22 protein-coding genes are annotated in these 18,095 nt (G+C 68.9%); 15 read left to right on the top strand and 7 right to left on the bottom strand.

Annotated features, from left to right (window positions below):
* Window positions 1–16 precede the first annotated feature (16 nt).
* Both B9C99_RS02145 and B9C99_RS02140 read right to left on the bottom strand, forming a co-directional pair.
* Window positions 17–1,228, bottom strand: a complete 1,212-nt coding sequence (locus B9C99_RS02145; protein WP_253249953.1) for an LCP family protein — start codon at window positions 1,226–1,228, stop codon at window positions 17–19.
* Between the two features lie 202 nt (window positions 1,229–1,430).
* Window positions 1,431–2,237 carry a CPBP family intramembrane glutamic endopeptidase gene (locus tag B9C99_RS02140; protein WP_088896836.1) on the bottom strand — a complete coding sequence of 269 codons (807 nt, stop codon included), beginning with the start codon at window positions 2,235–2,237 and terminating at the stop codon, window positions 1,431–1,433.
* Window positions 2,238–2,432: 195 nt separating this feature from the next.
* Here B9C99_RS02140 and B9C99_RS02135 point away from each other — a divergent pair, with 195 nt between their 5' ends.
* A complete protein-coding gene (locus tag B9C99_RS02135) occupies window positions 2,433–3,734 on the top strand; it encodes an MFS transporter (RefSeq protein ID WP_026061061.1) in 1,302 nt (433 codons plus the stop codon).
* 32 nt (window positions 3,735–3,766) lie between these two features.
* Here B9C99_RS02135 and B9C99_RS02130 read toward each other — a convergent pair whose 3' ends face one another.
* On the bottom strand, window positions 3,767–4,534 hold the full coding sequence (locus B9C99_RS02130; RefSeq protein ID WP_016691823.1) for a DUF2470 domain-containing protein: 768 nt from the start codon (window positions 4,532–4,534) through the stop codon (window positions 3,767–3,769).
* A gap of 108 nt (window positions 4,535–4,642) precedes the next feature.
* Here B9C99_RS02130 and B9C99_RS02125 point away from each other — a divergent pair, with 108 nt between their 5' ends.
* The 4 genes from B9C99_RS02125 (at window position 4,643) to B9C99_RS02110 (ending at window position 7,699) form a co-directional block, all read left to right on the top strand.
* Window positions 4,643–5,305 carry a hypothetical protein gene (locus tag B9C99_RS02125; RefSeq protein WP_088896835.1) on the top strand — a complete coding sequence of 221 codons (663 nt, stop codon included), beginning with the start codon at window positions 4,643–4,645 and terminating at the stop codon, window positions 5,303–5,305.
* A gap of 74 nt (window positions 5,306–5,379) precedes the next feature.
* Entirely contained in the window at window positions 5,380–6,306 is a 927-nt protein-coding gene (pheA, locus tag B9C99_RS02120) for a prephenate dehydratase (protein ID WP_016691825.1), read from the top strand.
* A gap of 2 nt (window positions 6,307–6,308) precedes the next feature.
* Entirely contained in the window at window positions 6,309–6,971 is a 663-nt protein-coding gene (locus tag B9C99_RS02115) for a histidine phosphatase family protein (RefSeq protein ID WP_172414844.1), read from the top strand.
* Window positions 6,972–7,063: 92 nt separating this feature from the next.
* Window positions 7,064–7,699, top strand: coding sequence for a TetR/AcrR family transcriptional regulator (locus B9C99_RS02110; protein ID WP_006553412.1), 636 nt, complete (start codon window positions 7,064–7,066; stop codon window positions 7,697–7,699).
* A gap of 26 nt (window positions 7,700–7,725) precedes the next feature.
* Here B9C99_RS02110 and B9C99_RS02105 read toward each other — a convergent pair whose 3' ends face one another.
* Complete coding sequence (locus B9C99_RS02105; protein WP_016691827.1) at window positions 7,726–8,301, bottom strand: dihydrofolate reductase family protein; 576 nt, start codon at window positions 8,299–8,301, stop codon at window positions 7,726–7,728.
* A gap of 70 nt (window positions 8,302–8,371) precedes the next feature.
* Here B9C99_RS02105 and B9C99_RS02100 point away from each other — a divergent pair, with 70 nt between their 5' ends.
* Window positions 8,372–8,947: a TetR/AcrR family transcriptional regulator gene (locus B9C99_RS02100; RefSeq protein ID WP_016691828.1), complete on the top strand. Its 576-nt coding sequence runs from the start codon at window positions 8,372–8,374 to the stop codon at window positions 8,945–8,947.
* Window positions 8,948–9,008: 61 nt separating this feature from the next.
* Here B9C99_RS02100 and B9C99_RS02095 read toward each other — a convergent pair whose 3' ends face one another.
* On the bottom strand, window positions 9,009–9,788 hold the full coding sequence (locus B9C99_RS02095) for an enoyl-CoA hydratase (protein ID WP_016691829.1): 780 nt from the start codon (window positions 9,786–9,788) through the stop codon (window positions 9,009–9,011).
* Between the two features lie 10 nt (window positions 9,789–9,798).
* Window positions 9,799–10,776: an NADPH:quinone oxidoreductase family protein gene (locus tag B9C99_RS02090; protein WP_026061063.1), complete on the bottom strand. Its 978-nt coding sequence runs from the start codon at window positions 10,774–10,776 to the stop codon at window positions 9,799–9,801.
* 172 nt (window positions 10,777–10,948) lie between these two features.
* Here B9C99_RS02090 and B9C99_RS02085 point away from each other — a divergent pair, with 172 nt between their 5' ends.
* From B9C99_RS02085 to B9C99_RS25795, 9 genes are all read left to right on the top strand, one after another.
* On the top strand, window positions 10,949–12,142 hold the full coding sequence (locus tag B9C99_RS02085; RefSeq protein WP_016691831.1) for a thiolase family protein: 1,194 nt from the start codon (window positions 10,949–10,951) through the stop codon (window positions 12,140–12,142).
* Window positions 12,143–12,197: 55 nt separating this feature from the next.
* Complete coding sequence (locus tag B9C99_RS02080) at window positions 12,198–12,959, top strand: 3-hydroxyacyl-CoA dehydrogenase (protein WP_016691832.1); 762 nt, start codon at window positions 12,198–12,200, stop codon at window positions 12,957–12,959.
* A 31-nt stretch (window positions 12,960–12,990) separates the two neighbouring features.
* Window positions 12,991–13,644 carry a TetR/AcrR family transcriptional regulator gene (locus tag B9C99_RS02075; RefSeq protein WP_016691833.1) on the top strand — a complete coding sequence of 218 codons (654 nt, stop codon included), beginning with the start codon at window positions 12,991–12,993 and terminating at the stop codon, window positions 13,642–13,644.
* 39 nt (window positions 13,645–13,683) lie between these two features.
* Complete coding sequence (locus B9C99_RS02070) at window positions 13,684–14,667, top strand: nitronate monooxygenase family protein (protein ID WP_016691834.1); 984 nt, start codon at window positions 13,684–13,686, stop codon at window positions 14,665–14,667.
* An 8-nt stretch (window positions 14,668–14,675) separates the two neighbouring features.
* Window positions 14,676–15,833: an acyl-CoA dehydrogenase family protein gene (locus B9C99_RS02065; RefSeq protein ID WP_016691835.1), complete on the top strand. Its 1,158-nt coding sequence runs from the start codon at window positions 14,676–14,678 to the stop codon at window positions 15,831–15,833.
* Between the two features lie 23 nt (window positions 15,834–15,856).
* Complete coding sequence (locus tag B9C99_RS02060; protein WP_016691836.1) at window positions 15,857–16,615, top strand: SDR family NAD(P)-dependent oxidoreductase; 759 nt, start codon at window positions 15,857–15,859, stop codon at window positions 16,613–16,615.
* A gap of 19 nt (window positions 16,616–16,634) precedes the next feature.
* A complete protein-coding gene (locus tag B9C99_RS02055) occupies window positions 16,635–17,063 on the top strand; it encodes an NUDIX domain-containing protein (RefSeq protein WP_016691837.1) in 429 nt (142 codons plus the stop codon).
* An 87-nt stretch (window positions 17,064–17,150) separates the two neighbouring features.
* The gene (locus B9C99_RS02050; protein WP_016691838.1) at window positions 17,151–17,438 is read left to right on the top strand and encodes an antibiotic biosynthesis monooxygenase; all 288 of its coding nucleotides are present in this window, start codon (window positions 17,151–17,153) and stop codon (window positions 17,436–17,438) included.
* Between the two features lie 122 nt (window positions 17,439–17,560).
* Entirely contained in the window at window positions 17,561–17,722 is a 162-nt protein-coding gene (locus B9C99_RS25795) for a hypothetical protein (protein WP_016691839.1), read from the top strand.
* Window positions 17,723–17,749: 27 nt separating this feature from the next.
* Here B9C99_RS25795 and B9C99_RS02045 read toward each other — a convergent pair whose 3' ends face one another.
* On the bottom strand, window positions 17,750–18,088 hold the full coding sequence (locus B9C99_RS02045) for a metallopeptidase family protein (protein ID WP_016691840.1): 339 nt from the start codon (window positions 18,086–18,088) through the stop codon (window positions 17,750–17,752).
* Window positions 18,089–18,095: the final 7 nt, after the last annotated feature.

Genomic DNA, 18,095 nt, shown 5'->3' with positions numbered 1-18,095 from the left:
CGATTCGCGGCGTCCGTCAGGGGGCCGGAGCGAGCAGTTCCGGCGGGATCGGGTCGCCCTCCGAGATGGCCCCGAAGAACGGTACGGCGCGCTCACGATCCCACAGCAGGACGTTACCGATGCCGTAGACGTCCTCGAATCCGCCCACCGGAACGGTCGTGGTGACCGTCTCGCCGCGCATCGCCCACGCGAGTCGCGCGAGGTTCCACAGATGGTCGCCGTCGTCGACCCGCAGCGACCCGGCCGCACCCGACATCAGCGACCACGCCCGGAAGGGGTTCAGGAAGGTGCCGGGGCTCGTGGCCTTGCTCAGCAACGCCGACAGGAACAGGCGCTGATTGTTCATCCGGTCCAGGTCGGCGAGCGGAGTGGCGCGCGTGCGCACGAAGCCCAGGGCCTGCGCTCCGTTGAGCTCCTGACATCCGGGTTCGAGCCTGAGTCCGGCGAGCGGGTCGTCGATCGGATAGGGCACGCAGATGTCGACCCCGCCGACCGCGTCGACGATCGACGCGAACCCGCCGAAACCGATCTCGGCGTAGTGGTCGATATGCACGCCTGTGGCGCCCTCGACCGTCTGCACGAGCAGTTGCGGCCCGCCCAGTGCGAACGACGCGTTGAGTTTGTCCTGGCCGAAGCCCGGGACGCTCACGTAGGAGTCGCGGGGCAGGGAGACCATCGTCGTGGCACCGCCACCGGGCGGGATGTGGACGAGCAGGACGGTGTCGGTGCGGTCGGCGCCGACCTCCCCGCCGGTCGCGAGTTCCTGCTCCTGCTCGGGGGTGAGTCCCACCCGGCTGTCGGAGCCGACGAGCAACCAGTTCGTGCCGGGGGTGTCGCCGACGCGCCCGTCGTAGTCGGCGAGCGCATCGACGCGCGCGAGCTTGCCGTCGAGGTAGATCATGCTCGCACCCATCGCGACGACGAGCACGACCAGGACGATCGCGAGTCGCCGCAGGATGCGCCGGGCACCGAGCGGACGTCGCGGTGCCGGCCGTGAAGGCGGTGCTGCGGGACGTCGCGGGGGTCCGGGCGGCGGTGTGTTCCCGCGCGGCGGGCGACGGTTCGGGGCGGGTTCGGCGAACCGTTCGGGTCGCTGCGTCGGTGCCCAGTCGCGTCGTTGCTGCGGAAGCGGTTGCTGCCGGTCCTGCCTCGGAGCAGGCCGGTAGTTCGGCGCGGGCGCCTGCGACCACGCCTGCGGTGACTGCGGCCGTCCGTCGCGCCGCAGCACCTGGGTGCCCTCGGGGGACGGCGGGGGAGCGCCCCGGCGCTGTGACGGAGGCGGTCCGGCGGGTCGTTGTGGCGGTACCCCGCGCTGCGGGTTCGGCGGTACAGCCCGCCGGGGAGGAGGGCCCTGCGGGAGAGGTCCCTGCGGAGGCCGCGGCCGGTTCCGAGGGTCGCGAGGGTCGCCGTTCACCCGGACAACTCTACGTTCAGGGCAGCCAGGAGACGTGGCCCCTCAGTGCTTGGTAGCCCACGAAGGCGATGGTGTCGATGAGCGCGTGGGCGATCACGAGCGGCCACAACCGGCCGCTTCGTTGCCAGTAGCGCCCGAAGACGAGGCCCATGACGACGTTGCCGAACCCGCCGCCGATGCCCTGGTAGAGGTGGTAGCTGCCGCGCAGCAGGGCGGAGGCGAGCAACGACGAATTCTCCGACCAGCCGAGCTGCCGCAGACGGGTGAGGAGATAGGCGACGACCAGGATCTCCTCCGCCCCGGAGTTGGCGATCGCCCACAGCACCTCGGTGGGCAGTCGCCACCAGTAGTCCTCGAGCAGGCTCGGCGCGACCGTCAGGTTCAGGCCGGCGGCCCGCGCCACCAGGTACAGCGCCAGTCCGGGGAGTCCGATCAGGGCGGCCAGTCCCACCCCGGGCAGCACGTCCCGGCGCAGGCCGGGTCGGGCGAGGCCCGCGAGTCGCGGTCCGACACCGCTGCGCCAGAGCAGGTACAGGCCGAGGGCACCCCAGGCGAGCAGGCGCACGATGCCGAGGAGTTGGCGGGCGAGATCGATGAACCCCTGCGACGAGCGTGGCGTGTTCAGGGCGACGGTCTGATCCGACAGCGGTTCCGGTGCCAGCGCCGCCTCGGCCAGCGACAGGATCGACGAGATCCCGCTCAGGCCGAAGGTGACGAGCAGGACGATGGTGATCTCGATCCACAGCGCGCGACGCTCGGTGGGGTCGAGGGGCGGCTCGGGATTGCGGGATGCGGGCCGCAGCCAGTCGCGGAGGGTCGTCACCGGAGCGATTGTGCCGGACCGTGGGCGGTCGGGTCGTCCCCCGCGGGGAGGCGATCCACCGGCTCTCGGTGATGTGTCCAATTTGACAGCGGTCCTTGTGACCCATCACACTTCAACACGCCCGACCGATCGATCGCTCGGGTGCGGATAGGGGCCTGTGGGCCGAGGGGAAGTCTGCGACCCGGAAGTAGGGACATGAACATCGAAACACCTGAGAAGAATCCAGCTGCAACAACTTCGGTGACTCTCGCATCGAAGAAGAAGTCTCTTCTCGCCAGCTCCGTGGGCAACATCCTCGAGTGGTACGAGTGGAGCGCCTACGCGGTGTTCGCTCCGTTCATCGCCGCGGCGATGTTCAACAGCGACAATCCGGTCTCGGCGCTGCTGTCCACGCTCGCGGTCTTCGCCGTCGGATTCCTGATGCGACCGCTCGGCGGCATCGTGTTCGGCCGTATCGCCGACAAGCGCGGCCGCAAGTTCGTGCTCGTCACGACCATGCTCATGATGGCCGGCGGCAGCCTCGTCATCGGACTCATGCCCACCTACTCGTCGATCGGCGTGTGGGCGTCGGTGCTCCTGCTGTTCGCCCGCGTGGTGCAGGGCTTCGCGCACGGTGGCGAGTCGGCGACCGCCTACTCGTACGTCAGCGAGATCGCGCCGCCGCATCGTCGCGGCATGTGGGGCAGCGTCGCCTTCGTCGCGATCTTCGGTGGTTCCGTGCTGGCGTACACGATCGGCGGAGCGGTCACCTCGACGCTCTCCGAGAGCGCCGTGGGCGAGTGGGGATGGCGCGTGCCGTTCCTCCTCGGCTTCTTCCTGGCACTGTTCGCTCTCTACCTGCGACGCAGCATGGAGGAGAGCGAGGTCTTCGACCAGCAGGAGACCCGGGTCGACGAACCGCGCATCCCGCGCAAGGTGGTCGTGCGCGCGATCCTGCTGATGATCGGCATGACCTCGGGTGTCACGGCGGCGCACTACACGTGGACCTCGTACGTTTCGACGTATGCGATCACGCAGAAGGGCATGGACGCCGACACCGCCTACTGGATGCTCGTCATCGCCCAGGTCATCGCTCTGGTCTCGCTGCCCTTCTGGGGTCGGCTCTCCGACCGGATCGGCCGGCGCCCGATGCTCGGTGGGTTCGCGGTCCTCATGTTCGCGCTGCAGATCCCGTTGACGTCGATGATCACGTCGGCCGGGTGGACGCTGCTCGTGTCGACCACCCTCGCCCTGCTCATCGTGTCGATCCCGGGTGCGATCCTGTCGTGCACCCTCTCGGAGAGCTTCCCGACCCGCCTGCGTACCCAGGCCATCGGGTTCGCGTACTCCTTCTCGGTGGCGGTCTTCGGCGGCACCGCGCCCTACCTGAACCAGCTGTTGACCAGCTGGGATATCGGTTGGATCTTCGGGGTCTACATCATGGCGCTGTGCGTCGCGACGGGCGTCGCCGCGCTGATCATGAAGGAGACGAAGGGTATCGACCTGCAGAAGGTCTGATCGTTCGGATGATCCCTGCCGCCGCGTACCGCTCAGGTGCGCGGCGGCAGTCCGTTGCGGAAGGGGCAGCCGACGAGCAGGCGCAGTGCGCGACCCAGGGCGGCGGGATCGTCGACCGGTTCGTGGAAGGGGATCCGCACGTCGTGGTCGTCGCCTTCGGACTCGACGCGCAGGCGCAGTCCGTAGCGGTCGAGGCCGAGGGGACGGATCCGTCCGCCGCGGTGCGCGGGCGGGATGCGTCGCGCGATCTGCCGCACGATGTCGGCGTGGTCCTGTTCGAGGTGCTGGAGCCACTCGGTCTCGAGTGCGGCGAACGGGTCGGGTGCGGCGTCGAGGACGTCGGTGACGTCGACTGCCTCGGCCCCGGTGGTGTCGGCGGCGACGACGGAGTCGAGCGTCAGGCACAGCAGTTCGGAGCGGTGTCCGACGTCGAGGAGTTCGGGGTGCGGGAGGATCTCCGCGATCTCGGCGGCGAGTCGGCGCGGATGCTCCACGGGACGCAGGGTGCCGCTGAGCCAGATGAGCGACCGCACCGGATTGCGCAGGGCGATCGGGGAGTGGTCGGTGAGCTCGAGCATCGCGGGGATGCCTGCGCTGCCGGCCTGCCAGGCGAGTGCGACGGGGAGGCTGTCCTCGGCGACGACCACCGCGACCTGCCCGTCGTCGAGCAGATGGTGGACCGAGGTGGGGAGCGGGTCGCAGCCGTCGATCGCGAGCTGCGTCGTGTCGGCGCGGATGAGGGCGGTGCGTACGCGTTCGGCCGTGGTCGGCGCGGGGATGACGGATGTGGTGGTCTGCATGCCAACCCTCCTTCTCGATGTAGGTGAGGCAAACCTAAGTCATTGTGATCGCGGTCGCAAGTGGTCCGTCGGTAGCCTGGATCGGTGCCGATACCACTTCCCCTCGGAATGCCGCCGTCCCGCGACGAGCCCCGCGGCCTGCTCGACGCGCTGCTCACGCACCGGCACGACAGCCTCACCGACGCCCTCGCCGCGACCGGCCGCATGCTCGCCCCGCCCGTCGTCCCGGCCGCTGCCGTCACCGGATCGCCGACCCGCGAGCTCGTCGTCGAACTCGACGCCTCGGCCGAACTGCCCTCGCCCGCCGGGTGGCGTCCGGTCCGGTACCAGGTCGACTGCGCGGCCGAGGAGCTCGAGGACGTCCTCGCGATCACCGCGCCGGCACCCCTGGTGGTCTATCCGCACGTGCCCGACGCCGCGCTCGCCGACGCCGCTCGCGCGCTCACCGAGGCCGGTCACATCCCCGGCCTGACCGCAGGTCGCGGTGCCGACGCCATCGCCGACTTCCTCTCCGTCCTCGCGCACGCCGACACCGGATACGCCGCCCGCGCGACCGGCACCGACGACGTCGTCGCGCTGCTCGCCGCCACCGTCGCGGCGCTGAGCGGCTTCGACGTCCGCGACGCTCTCGCGACTCCCGACGTGACCCGCCTCCGGCGGCTCGTACCTGAGGCCGCTGCGGCGGTGCGGGAGATCCTGCTGGTCGTCGAGGTCGACGACACCGACACCGTCGTTCGGGAGCTCGAGGCGCTCGACCTCACCACCGGCTGACACGCGTCCGCCGCTCGGATGCGGTTCACGCAGAGTCCGCCTTCCGGTCACGACCGATGCGTAACCTCGTACACGTGCCACGTATCGCCTATTTCGGACCGTCGGGAACGTTCACCGAGATGGCCCTCGACCGCTTCGAGAGCCTCGGTGCGCTCGACGTGCTCGGCGACGGGTCAGCCGACGTCGAGCGCGTCTCGGCCGCCAGCCCGCCCGCTGCCCTGCAACTCCTGCGCGACGGGAAGGTCGACGGTGCCGTCGTCCCCATCGAGAGCTCCGTCGAGGGTTCGGTGCCGCCCACCATGGACGCGCTGGCTCTCGGGCCGCGCCTGCAGATCGTGTCGGAGGTCGAACTCGACATCGCGTTCACGGTGGTCACCCGCGAAGGGATCACCCGCGATCGGGTCCGCACGATCGGCGCCTATCCGGTGGCGGCGGCGCAGGTGCGGCGCTGGATCGAGGACCACCTGCCCGACGCCGAGGTCGTGACCGCGGCCTCCAACGCGGGAGCCGCCGAGGACGTCGCGTCCGGCAAGGTCGACGCGGCGGTGTCCACCGCGCTCGCCGGGGAGCGGCTCGGCCTGTCCGTCCTTGCCGACAAGGTCGCCGACTTCGAGGGCGCCCGCACCCGCTTCGTGCTCATCACGCAGCCGCGGCCGGTACCGAAGCGCACCGGTGTCGACCGCACCTCGGTGGTGCTGCAGCTCCCCAACGAGCCCGGCTCGCTGGTGCGCGCCATCACCGAGTTCTCCACGCGCGGAATCGATCTGTCGCGCATCGAGTCCCGGCCGACACGCAGGGAATACGGCACCTACTTCTTCCACTTGGACTGTGTGGGTCACATCGACGACGCGCTGGTCGCCGAGGCGTTGCAGGGACTGCACCGCTTCGCGCAGGTGCGCTTCCTCGGATCGTGGCCCGCTGTGTCCGAACACGGTGTCCCACCCGTGTCGGACGACGAGGATGCGCGGTGGCTCGACCGGCTGCGGCGCGGAGAGGACTGACGGTGAGCGGCAGGTTGATCCTGGCCCGGCACGGCCAGACGGTGGCGAACGTCGCCCGGAGGCTCGACACGAAACTCCCCGGGGCGGAGCTCACCGAGCTCGGTGTCGAACAGGCCCGCACGCTCGGGAAGAACCTCGTCGAGCGGACGCCGTCGCTGCTCGTCGCGTCGCAGGCACTCCGCGCTCGGCAGACGGCCGAGCACGCGGCACCGGCGGTGTCGCTCGAGGCGGTCGTCCGCGAGGGCGTGCACGAGGTGCAGGTCGGCGAACTCGAGGACCGCAGCGACGAGGAGTCGCACAAGCTGTTCATGAAGGTCTACGAGGAATGGCACAACGGCGACCTGCGGGCCCGGGTCCCGGGCGGTGAGTCGGCGCTCGACGTGCTCGACCGGTATCTGCCCGTCCTCGACTCGCTGCGCAGCGACTATCTCGATGCCGGTTCGGGAGACGTCGTGGTCGTCAGTCACGGTGCCGCCATCCGCCTCGTCGCCGCCTATCTCGGGAAGGTGCCGTCCGGCTTCGCCATCACCAACCACCTGGCCAACACCGAGACGGTCGAACTGGTGCCGGTGGCCGGCGGTGGCTGGGAATGCGCGCGCTGGGGAACCTTCCTCGCGCCCTTCCACGACACGGCGCGCGGTGGTGCCGACGACCCGATGGGGTGATACCGCCCACCTTCCGATCCTTCGAGCGCAAAACATACGGGTATCCTCGGGGCGTCCGTATGAAGTAGCGATCGGTAGGTAGGTGCGGTTTCATGGGTGCTTCGAGCGACGGGGCCGACACCCTCACCAACGGTGAGGCGATCCCGGACTGGCGCATCCTCGAGCCGATGCAGCTCAGTCCCATCCTCACCGCTGCCCTCGACGCGTTCTACGAGACCGGCTTCCACGGCACCTCGGTGCGGGAGATCGCGCGCCGCGTCGGCGTCACCGTCCCGGCGCTCTACTACCACCACGAGAACAAGGAAGGGCTGCTCATCGCCCTTCTCGAGCTCTCGACCAGCGACGTGCTCTCCCGGGCTCACGCCGCCGCCGAGGACGCCGACGGCGACCCGGTGCGCAGGCTGTCGAACGTCATCGAGGCGATCGTGCTGCGCATGACCCTGCGGGCCCGCCTCGCCGCGCTCGAGGGTGAGGCTCGCTACCTGAGCCCCGAGAACCGTCAGCGCTACCGCGCGGTGCGCAAGGGCGTCGAGCAGCTGGTGCGCCAGATCGTCGAGGAGGGTGTCGCCGCGGGCGTGTTCGACGTGGACGATCCCGCCGAGACCACCCGTGCCCTGCTCGGCATGTGCCAGTCGATCCCGCGCTGGTACCACGCGGAGGGCACGCTCAGCCCCGAGGCCGTCGCGCAGAAGTACGTCGGCATCGCCCTCAAGACCGTCGGGGTCTGACGGCCGGATTCGGTGTCGATCGAAGTTCAGCGGCGGTCGAACCAGGTGACCTGCGTGCCGTTGCTGAACTCCTCGCGCGCGGTGACGTCGAATCGCGTGGGGACGAAGTTGCCCGACAGTGCCGGGATGCCGTCGCCCGCGATCACCGGATAGCTCTTGAAGATCAGCCGGTCGATCTCGTCGACCAGCTGCCCTGCGATGTTGCCGCCACCGCAGAGCCAGATGTCGAGCCCCTCTTCCGCCTTCAGCTTTCGGACCAGCTCGACCGGGTCGGTGTCGACGATCCGGACCTGCGGATCGTCGACCGGCGCGAGAGTGCGGGACACGACGTACTGCTGCATGTGGCTGTACGGGCTCGTGAGTCCCAGCGAGAGACCGGGTTCGTAGGCACCGCGCCCCATGATCACGGTGTCCCATTCCTTGTTCGGCGTGTCGACCGGCATGCCGATCTGTTCGCGGAGCGCGGTGGGAACGGCTTCGGGATACCTCGCGCTCATCGCCGCGGTCATGTCGTCGCAGATCGGATAGAAGTCGTACTCCCCGTTCGGGCCGGCGATGTAGCCGTCGAGGGTCACTGCCACGTAGTAGACGAGCTTTCGCATCTTCGACCACCATTCGTAGTACTATGATTGAAGTGGTTTGAACGTAGTACTACACATGGAGTGGTGTCAAGTGGTTCGCACGAATCCGGAACGGCGACAGGCCTTGTTGGATGCCTCGATCGAGGTGCTGGCGCGCGACGGTGCGCGAGGGCTGACCTTCCGCGCGGTGGACAAGGAGGCCGGGGTCCCGACGGGGACGGCGTCGAACTATTTCGCCAACCGCGACGACCTGCTCGTCCAGGTGGGGCACCGCTACTACGAGCGGCTCCTGCCCGCCGACGAGGTCATGGCGCAGTCGCAGGCGCCGCAGACCCGCGAATCCATGATCGAACTGATGACGGAGGTCGTCGACCGGCTCATCCGGTTCCGCGCCGGCTACCTCGCGCTCCTCGAACTACGCCTCGAAGCCACCCGGCGACCCGAACTGCAGGCTTTGCTCACCGAGCGGGTGCGCGCCGACCTGGATTTCAACATCGCCAACTACCGGCACTCCGGCCTGCCGGGCGGCGAGGACGCCATCGTGCTGCTCTATCTCGCGTTGAACTGGCTGGTGCTCGATCGGCTCACCCTCCCCGGGATCGTCGACGAGGACCGTGTCGCCGAACTGGTGCGGGCGGCCGTCGAACGCGTGATCCCCGACGCCTGAAACGACTTCGGTGGATCCGACCCCGCTCAGCGGGGCCGGATCCACCGACATCGTCGACGGCTCAGCGACGGAAGTTCGCGGTGCGCTTCTCCTGGAAGGCCGTCACACCCTCGGTGAAGTCGGCGCTGCCGAGCAGGACGAGCTGCCCTTCGCGCTCGCGGGCGAAGGCGTGGTCGAGTTCGGTGAGCGTCGCGTCGTTGATCGCGTTCTTCGTCGAGGCGAAGGCGGTCGACGGGCCGTCGGCGAGTCGCTGCACGAGAGTCTCCACGGCACCGTCGAATTCGTCGTCCGCGTAGACGTCCGCGATGAGACCGGAGGCCAGGGCCTCACCGGCCGGAAGTCGCTCGGCCAGCAGGGCCATCTTCAGCGCCCGCGCGCGACCGATCGACGCGGCGACGAGCGCGGACGCACCGCCGTCCGGCATCAGGCCGACCCGGGTGAAGGCCAGCAGGAAGTATCCCGACTCCTTCGCGACGGTGAGATCGCATGCGAGAGCGAGCGATACGCCGACGCCCGCGGCCGCGCCGTTGACCGCTCCGACGATCGGCCGGGGGAACGCCCGGATCGCGGCCACCGCGCGGTTGGCGGCGTCGATCGTGTCGGCGGAGGGCGGTGCGCTCAGGTCACGTCCGGAGAGGTCGGCGCCCGAACAGAACGCGCGACCGACGCCGGTGAGCACCGCGACCCGCACGGAGGCGTCGTCGGCGTACTTCTCGAAGGCGTCGGCGATCGCGTCGAGCGTCTCGGTCTTCACGGCGTTCATCCGCGTGGGACGGTTCAGGGTGACGCGCAGGACGCCGTCGTCGACGGTCGTGTCGACACCGGGCAGGTCGTCGGTCATGGCTGTTCTCCTAGGGTCGGGACGTCAGGTCGAGTGCGACCTTGCCGGTCGCGGAACGGTTCTCGAGCGAACGCAGTGCCGCCGGAGCCTCGTCGAGGGGATGGAGGGTGGGCTCGGGGACGACGAGCGTCCCGTCGCGCAGCAGCGGTTCGAGCGCGGCCCACTGCCGCGCCGGGTAGCCGGGGTCGGTGCGGAGGTACTCGCCCCACCCGGCGCCGACGACCGAGATGTTCTTGAGCAGAAGGCGATTGACCTTCACGGTGGGGATGCTGCCGCCGGTGAACCCGAGGACGACCGCACGCCCGCCCGGAGCGAGGCTGCGCAGGCTGTCGGTGAAGCGGTCGCCGCCCACGGGATCGAGCACGATGTCCACCCCGCGCCCCCCGGTCAGTTCGAGGACACGGTCCTTGAACCCGTCGGCGAGGACGGTGTGGGTCGCGCGGTTGGCCTTGGCCACCGCGGCCTTCTCCTCGGTGCTCACCACCGCGATCGTCTCGAGGCCGAGCGCCGCCGCGACCTGCAGCGACGCCACTCCGAGACCACCCGCCGCGCCGTGGACGAGGACGGTCTCGCCGGTTCGGTACCGGGCGCGCTCGTCGAGCGCGAAGTGTGCGGTGAAGTAGTTCATGAGCATCCCGGCGCCCGCGGTCAGGGACACGCTGTCGGGCAGCGGGAAGACCAGTTCGCGCGGCAGTGCGACGGTCTGCTGCCACGATCCGTCGATGGACAGCACGGCGACGCGCTGTCCGGCGGTGAGGCCGCTGCCCTCGGGTGCGCTGCGGACGATGCCTGCTCCCTCGGCGCCGAGTACGCACGGCAGCGGCCGGACCATCTGGTATCCACCGGTCGTCTGCAACAGGTCGGGAAAGGACACGCCGGCGGCGTGCAGGTCGACGAGGACGAGCGAATCGCCCGCCTCGGGTTCGGGGATGTCGGTCACGCGGACGGCGTCGGGGCCGGCGTGTTCGGTCAATTGCGCTGCGCGCACGGGCGTCTCCTCGACTCGGGTCGTGATCCATCACTATCAGAGTCGCTTAGCGTGCGCTAGCTCTCAGAGACCATTGACCGAGCGTTAAGTCCGTGGTAGAGCTTTTAGCGATCGATAAGTACGCCGCTGGGAACGTCTCCGGCCTGCACGCTGCACTTTCGAAAGGATCGTCATGACCAACGCTGTCATCGTCGACGTCGTCCGTACCGCTGTCGGTAAGGGCAAGCCGGGTGGCGCCCTGTCCGGCACCCACCCCGTCGAACTCCTCGCCCACGTCCTGCGCTCGCTCGTCGAGCGCAACGGCATCGACCCCGCGCAGGTCGACGACGTGATCGGCGGCTGCGTCGCCCAGGTCGGCGAGCAGTCCCTCAACATCTCGCGTACCGCGCTCCTCGCCGCCGGCTTCCCCGAGTCGGTGCCCGCGACCACCATCGACCGCCAGTGCGGGTCGAGCCAGCAGGCCGCGCACTTCGCCGCCCAGGGTGTCATCGCCGGCGCCTACGACATGGTCATCGCGTGCGGTGTCGAGTCGATGAGCCGCATCCCGATGGGCACCGCCACCCTCGGCAAGGACACCCACGGCCCGAGCGTGCGCGCCCGCTACCCCGAGGGCCTGGTCAACCAGGGCATCTCCGCCGAGCTCATCGCCGCGAAGTGGAAGTTCGACCGCGACGCCCTCGACGCCTACTCCGCGCAGTCGCACCAGCGTGCCGCCGCCGCCTACGAGGCCGGACACTTCGACAAGGAGATCGTCCCGATCACCGTCGAGAACGCCGCCGGCGAGCAGGTGCAGCACACCGTCGACGAGACGCTGCGCGCCTCCACCACCGCCGAGGGCCTCGCCGGCCTCAAGCCCTCCTTCTACACCGAGGAGTACGCGGCCCGCTTCCCCGAGGCGCAGTGGGTCATCACCCCCGGCAACTCGTCGCCGCTGACCGACGGTGCGTCGGCCGCGCTCATCATGAGCGAGGAGATGGCCACCAAGCTGGGCCTGACCCCGCGCGCCCGCTTCCACTCGTTCTCCGTCGCCGGCGACGACCCGGTCTTCATGCTCACCGCCCCGATCCCGGCCACGCAGAAGGTGCTCGCCCGCGCGGGTCTGGGCATCGACGACATCGACGCCTACGAGGTCAACGAGGCGTTCGCGCCCGTGCCGCTCGCCTGGGCCCACGAACTCGGTGCCGACCCGGCCAAGCTCAACCCGTGGGGTGGCGCGATCGCGCTCGGCCACGCACTCGGCTCGTCGGGCACCCGCCTGCTGTCGACCCTCGTCAACCACCTCGAGGCCACCGGCGGTCGCTACGGCCTGCAGACCATGTGCGAGGGCGCGGGCATGGCCAACGCCACGATCATCGAACGTCTCTGACATCGACGAAGTACCGAAAAGCTCCGAACCACAACCACTCCCGAAAGGGTAATCAATGATCGTCAACGACAGCGTCGCCGTCGTCACCGGTGGTGCCTCCGGCCTCGGTCTCGCCACCGTCAAGGCCCTGCTGAACGACGGCGCTCAGATCGTCATCATCGATCTGCCGTCGTCCAACGGTGAGACCATCGCCAAGGAGCTCGGCGACCGCGTCCGCTTCGTCGCCGCCGACGTCACCGACGAGGCCGCCGTCACCGAGGCCCTCGACGTCGCCGAGTCGCTCGGACCCGTGCGTGTCGCGGTGAACTGCGCCGGCATCGGCAACGCGATCAAGACCGTCAGCAAGAAGGGCGCCTTCCCGCTCGACGCGTTCAAGAAGGTCGTCGACGTCAACCTCTTCGGCACGTTCAACGTCATCCGTCTCGCCGCCGAGCGCATCGCCAAGACCGAGCCGATCGACGGTGAGCGCGGCGTCATCATCAACACCGCCTCCGTCGCAGCCTTCGACGGCCAGATCGGCCAGGCCGCCTACTCGGCGTCCAAGGGCGGCGTCGTCGGCATGACCCTGCCGATCGCCCGCGACCTCGCGTCGCTGCTCATCCGCGTCGTCACCATCGCGCCGGGCCTGTTCAAGACCCCGCTGCTCGGCTCGCTGCCGGAGGAGGCCCAGGCCTCGCTCGGTGCACAGGTTCCGCACCCGGCCCGCCTCGGCGATCCGTCCGAGTACGGTGCCCTCGCCGCCCACATCGTCTCCAACCCGATGCTCAACGGCGAGGTCATCCGCCTCGACGGCGCGATCCGAATGGCTCCGCGCTGACCCGAGCACCGACTGTGAGAGGAGGGGGTCGATGACCCCGGCATACGAGGCCGAGGAATCCGACACGCCCCACGCGGACGTGCAGTCCGCGGACTGGCGGGAGTTCCAGCCTCTGGGGCTCGACCCCATCCTCGAACACGCCCTGGAAGCATTCAGCGAGAACGGCTTCCACGGCACCACCGTCCGCGACCTGGCCCGCCGGGTCGGCGTGACGGTGCCCGCGCTGTACTACCACTACGAGAACAAGGAAGCCGTTCTCGTCACGCTGCTCGACGCCGCCGTCCTCGACCTCATCGACCGTGTCTCGGCCGCGGTCGCGGACGGCGGCGACGACCCGGTCGCCCGCTTCGTCAACGCCGTCGAAGCGATCGTGCTGAACATGACCCATCGCGCACAGCGTTCGGGCCTGGATTCCGAAGTGCGCCACATCTCCCCGGAGAACCGCCGTACCTACGCCGCGACCCGCAAACGTCTCGAGCTGATGATGCTCGACCTGGTGCGCGAAGGCGTCGACCAGCAGGTGTTCGACGTCGACGACGTCGAGGAGGCCGTGCGTGCTCTCCTCGGGATGTTCCAGTCCATCGTCCGCTGGTACCAGCTCGACGGTCCCCTCACTCCCGCTCAGGTCGCGCAGCGCTACATCGTGATCGCACTGCGGATCGTCGGTCATCGTCCGACCGCCTGAGAGCCTTTCGAACCACCTCCACTGCAAGGAGTCCATGCCGTGCTGACCACCGCCTTCACCGAAACCTTCGGCGTCCGCCATCCCATCGTGCAGGGAGGGATGCAGTGGGTCGGCCGTGCCGAACTCGTCGCAGCGGTCGCCAACGCCGGCGCACTCGGCATGATCACCGCTCTGACGCAGCCGACCCCCGAGGATCTGGCGAAGGAGATCGAGCGCACCCGCGAACTCACCGACCAGCCGTTCGGCGTCAACCTCACCATCCTGCCGGCGATCGACCCGCCGCCCTACGAGGAGTACCGCCAGGTCATCATCGACTCGGGCGTGAAGATCGTCGAGACGGCCGGATCGAATCCCGCGCCGCACCTGCCCGACTTCCACGCCGCCGGGATCAAGGTGCTGCACAAGTGCACCAGCGTCCGGCACGCCGTCAAGGCGCAGGACATCGGTGTCGACGGCATCAGCATCGACGGTTTCGAATGCGCCGGGCATCCCGGTGAGGACGACGTCCCCGGCCTCGTGCTCATCGCCGCCGCGGCCGAGAAGATCACCATCCCGATGATCGCCTCCGGCGGTTTCGGTGACGGCCGTGGTCTCGTCGCGGCCCTCGCACTCGGCGCCGACGGCATCAACATGGGTACCCGCTTCATGTGCACCGAGGAATCGCCGATCCACCGCACCATCAAGGAAGCCATCGTCGCGGCGAACGAGACCGACACCGAACTCATCTTCCGTCCGCTGCGCAACACCGCCCGCGTCGCCAGCAACACCGTCAGCCGCGAGGTCGTCGAGATCCTCGACCGCGGAGGGCAGTTCGAGGACGTGCGCGAACTCGTCGCCGGGGCCCGCGGTCGCCTCGTCTACGAGAACGGCGACCCTGAGGCCGGCATCTGGACGGTCGGCACCGTCCAGGGAATCATCCACGACATCCCCACCGCGGGAGAACTCGTCGAGCGCATCGTCGCCGACGCCGAGAGCCTCATCACGGAGCGTCTGAGCGGCATGATGTCGCGCGTGAACGCCTAGGAGAAGCCATGAAACGCACCCATTTCGACGACGACCACGAGGCGTACCGGGAGACCGTGCGCGAGTTCCTCGCCCGCGAGATCGAACCGAACTACGAGCGGTGGGAGGAGGAGCGCCTCGTCGACCGGTCGGCGTGGATCGCCGCGGGCAAGTCCGGCATCGTCGGCCTCGGCGTACCCGAGGAGTTCGGCGGTTCGGGCGTGACCGACTACCGCTTCCGGCACATCGTGCAGGAGGAGATCGCGCGCACCGGCACGACCTCCTTCGGCGCGGGACTCGCACTGCAGGACGACATCGCGATCCCGTACATCCTCCACCTCGGCACGGAGGAGCAGAAGGCACGCTGGTTGCCGGCACTGGCCACCGGCGAACGCATCGGCGCGATCGCCATGACCGAACCGGGCGCCGGATCCGACCTGCAGGGCGTGAAGACCACCGCGGTGCGCGACGGTGACGAGTGGGTGATCAACGGCCAGAAGACCTTCATCACCAACGGGATCCACTCCGATCTCGTCATCGTGGTGTGCCGCACCGACCCGAACGCGGGGTCGAAGGGCTTCTCGCTCATCGTCGTCGAGCGCGACACCCCCGGTTTCAGCAGGGGCCGCAAGCTCCACAAGGTCGGTCTCGCCGCGCAGGACACCGCCGAGCTCGTCTTCGAGGACGCCCGCGTCCCCGCCGGGAACCTCCTCGGCACCGAGGGGCGCGGCTTCGTGCACCTGATGGAGAACCTCCCGCTCGAACGCATCGGCATCGCCGTCAGCGCCATCACCTCCGCGCGGGCCGCCTACGAGTGGACCGCACAGTACGTCTTCGAACGCAAGGCATTCGGCAAACCCATCGGCGACCTGCAGAACACCCGGTTCGCGCTCGCCGAGATGCTCACCGAGATCGAGATCACCGAGTCGCACGTCGACCGGTGCGTCCTCGCCCTCAATGCGGGGGAGCTGACTCCCGTAGATGCGTCGAAGGCGAAATGGTGGGCGACCGAACTGCAGAAGCGCGTCGTCGACCGCTGCGTGCAGCTGCACGGCGGGTACGGCTACATGATGGAGTACCCGATCGGGCGCGCCTACGTCGATGCACGCATCCAGACGATCTACGGTGGCACCACCGAGATCATGAAGGAGATCATCGGCCGCGACATCGCTGCCGGGTACGCGTAATCGTTTCAGGGAAGAGGGATCCGATGTTCGACCTCACAGGCAGGCGCGCTCTCGTCACGGGTGGTTCCGCGGGGATCGGTCTCGGCATGGCCCGGGGCCTCGCCCGTGCCGGCGCCCACGTCACCCTGTGGGGCCGGAGCGAGGACAAACTCGCGAAGGCCGCGGCCGACATCGGGCGGTTCACCGGCCGCGTGGCCACCCGCGCGGTCGACGTCTCCGACGAGCAGGCCGTGACCGACGGTGTCGCGGCACTCGTCGACGACTTCGGTGGGCTCGACATCGTCGTGGTCAACGCCGGCATCGGGTCGTCGCTGCAGAAGTTCCACGAGTCGACGACCGAGCGGTACCGCGCCGTCATGGCCACGAACGTCGACGGTGCGTACTTCACGATGCGGGAGACCTCGCGTGTGCTCGTCGAGCAGGGCACCGGGGGGTCGATGATCGTCACGTCGAGTCTCGGTGCGCTGCAGGGCGCCGGACGTAACCAGCCGTACGGGGCGAGCAAGGCCGCGGTACTCGCGCTCGCGAACGGCTGTGCCGTCGAGTTCGCGCGTCACCGGATCAGGGTCAACAGCGTGCTGCCGGGCTGGATCGCCACCGACATGACCGGTGCGCTGCAGGAATCCGACGTCTTCAACTCGAACGTCATCGGCCGCGTGCCGCTCGGTCGGTGGGGTACCCCGGAGGACTTCGAAGGCATCGCCGTCTACCTCGCGAGCGATGCGTCGTCCTTCCAGACCGGCAGCACGACGCTCATCGACGGTGGCTACAGCATGTTCTGACCGGTCCTAGGATGGTCCGGTGACCCAGCACCCCGCGATTCGTGACCGTGTGATCAGAGTGAGCGCCGTCGTTCTCCGCAACGCCGCCGGTGAAGTGCTCACCGTCCGGAAGCGGAACACCTCGCGGTTCATGCTGCCCGGAGGTAAGCCGGATCCGGGGGAGACCCCGGCCGAGACCGCCGTGCGCGAGTGCGCCGAGGAACTGGGCGCCGAACTGGATCTGTCGTCGTTGCGTCTGGTGGGGGTGTTCGACGCCGAGGCCGCCAACGAGCCCGGCTACCGGCTCGAAGGAACCGTCTACGAGCATCCGCTCGTGGAGGTCGCCGGTGCCGCTGCGGAGATCGCGGAGACGCGGTGGCTCGACCCGTCGGCGCTTCCGTTGCCCGATGATCTCGCGCCTCTGCTCGAGCACCACGTCCTTCCCGCTCTCGCGTCGGCTTCCCGATAATCCTGTTTTCCCAGAGGTATTGCGCAGTTCTCATCCATGGGGAAATGTGGTGAGGGCAGTCACATCGCACACCACGGAAGGTCTCCCATGGCGCTCACCGCTCTGCTCGAACTCGAATTCAAGGCCGACTCCCTCGACGACGCGAAGAAGGTCATGACCCGCGTGCTCGACGAGACGCGACAGTTCGACGGATGCGACGGCATCGAGATCCTCGTCGACCGGAAGAACGAGGCCCGCTGGGTGGTCGTGGAGAAGTGGCGCTCGGCCGAGCACGACGCCGCCTACCGCAAGTTCCGTGCCGGCGAGGGCGCCATCACCGACCTCGGACCCCTCCTCGCGGGAGCGCCGAAGCTCGAGCACTTCACCACCCTCTGAGCCCCCACCGGAACGCAGGCGGAGTCGGTCGCGACCCGGTCGAACGCGGACGGTAGGGTGACCCCCGGGGCGGACGTGTGCCGTTTGCCTCGAAGTGACATCGACTGTGGAGGTAACCGGGCATGTTGGAACTCTTCGGCGTCATCGTCGTGTGGCTCACCGTGGCCGTCGTCGCTGTCGGAGCCGTCATCATGTTCATCGTGTCGACGATCAGCCCGCACTTCGGTCAGCGCAAGGCCAAGGGACCCCGCCTCGACAAGGCGACCGCGGCCCGCAACAAGTAGCACCCGGTACCGATCGCGAAGAGCGCCTCAGCCCCAGCCCAGCTGGTGGAGGCGCTCTTCGTCGATTCCGAAATAGTGCGCGATCTCGTGGACGACGGTGACGAGCACCTCGTGCACGACATCGTCGTCGCTCTCGCAGATGTCGAGGATCGCGTCGCGGTAGATCGTGATCGTGTCCGGTAGCGATCCCGCGTAGTGACTGTCGCGCTCGGTCAGCGCGACACCCTGGTACAGACCCAGCAGATCCGGTTCGTCCTCGTGGCGCGGCTCGACGAGGACGACGACGTTGTCGATCGCCCGCGCGAGTTCGCGGGGGATCTCGTCGAGCGCTTCCGAGACGAGCTCCTCGAAGTGCTCGTCCTCCATGTGCACC

This window comes from Rhodococcus sp. BUPNP1, assembly GCF_002215235.1.
Taxonomy (GTDB): domain Bacteria; phylum Actinomycetota; class Actinomycetes; order Mycobacteriales; family Mycobacteriaceae; genus Rhodococcus.
This window is presented reverse-complemented; position numbering and strand designations above follow the sequence as displayed.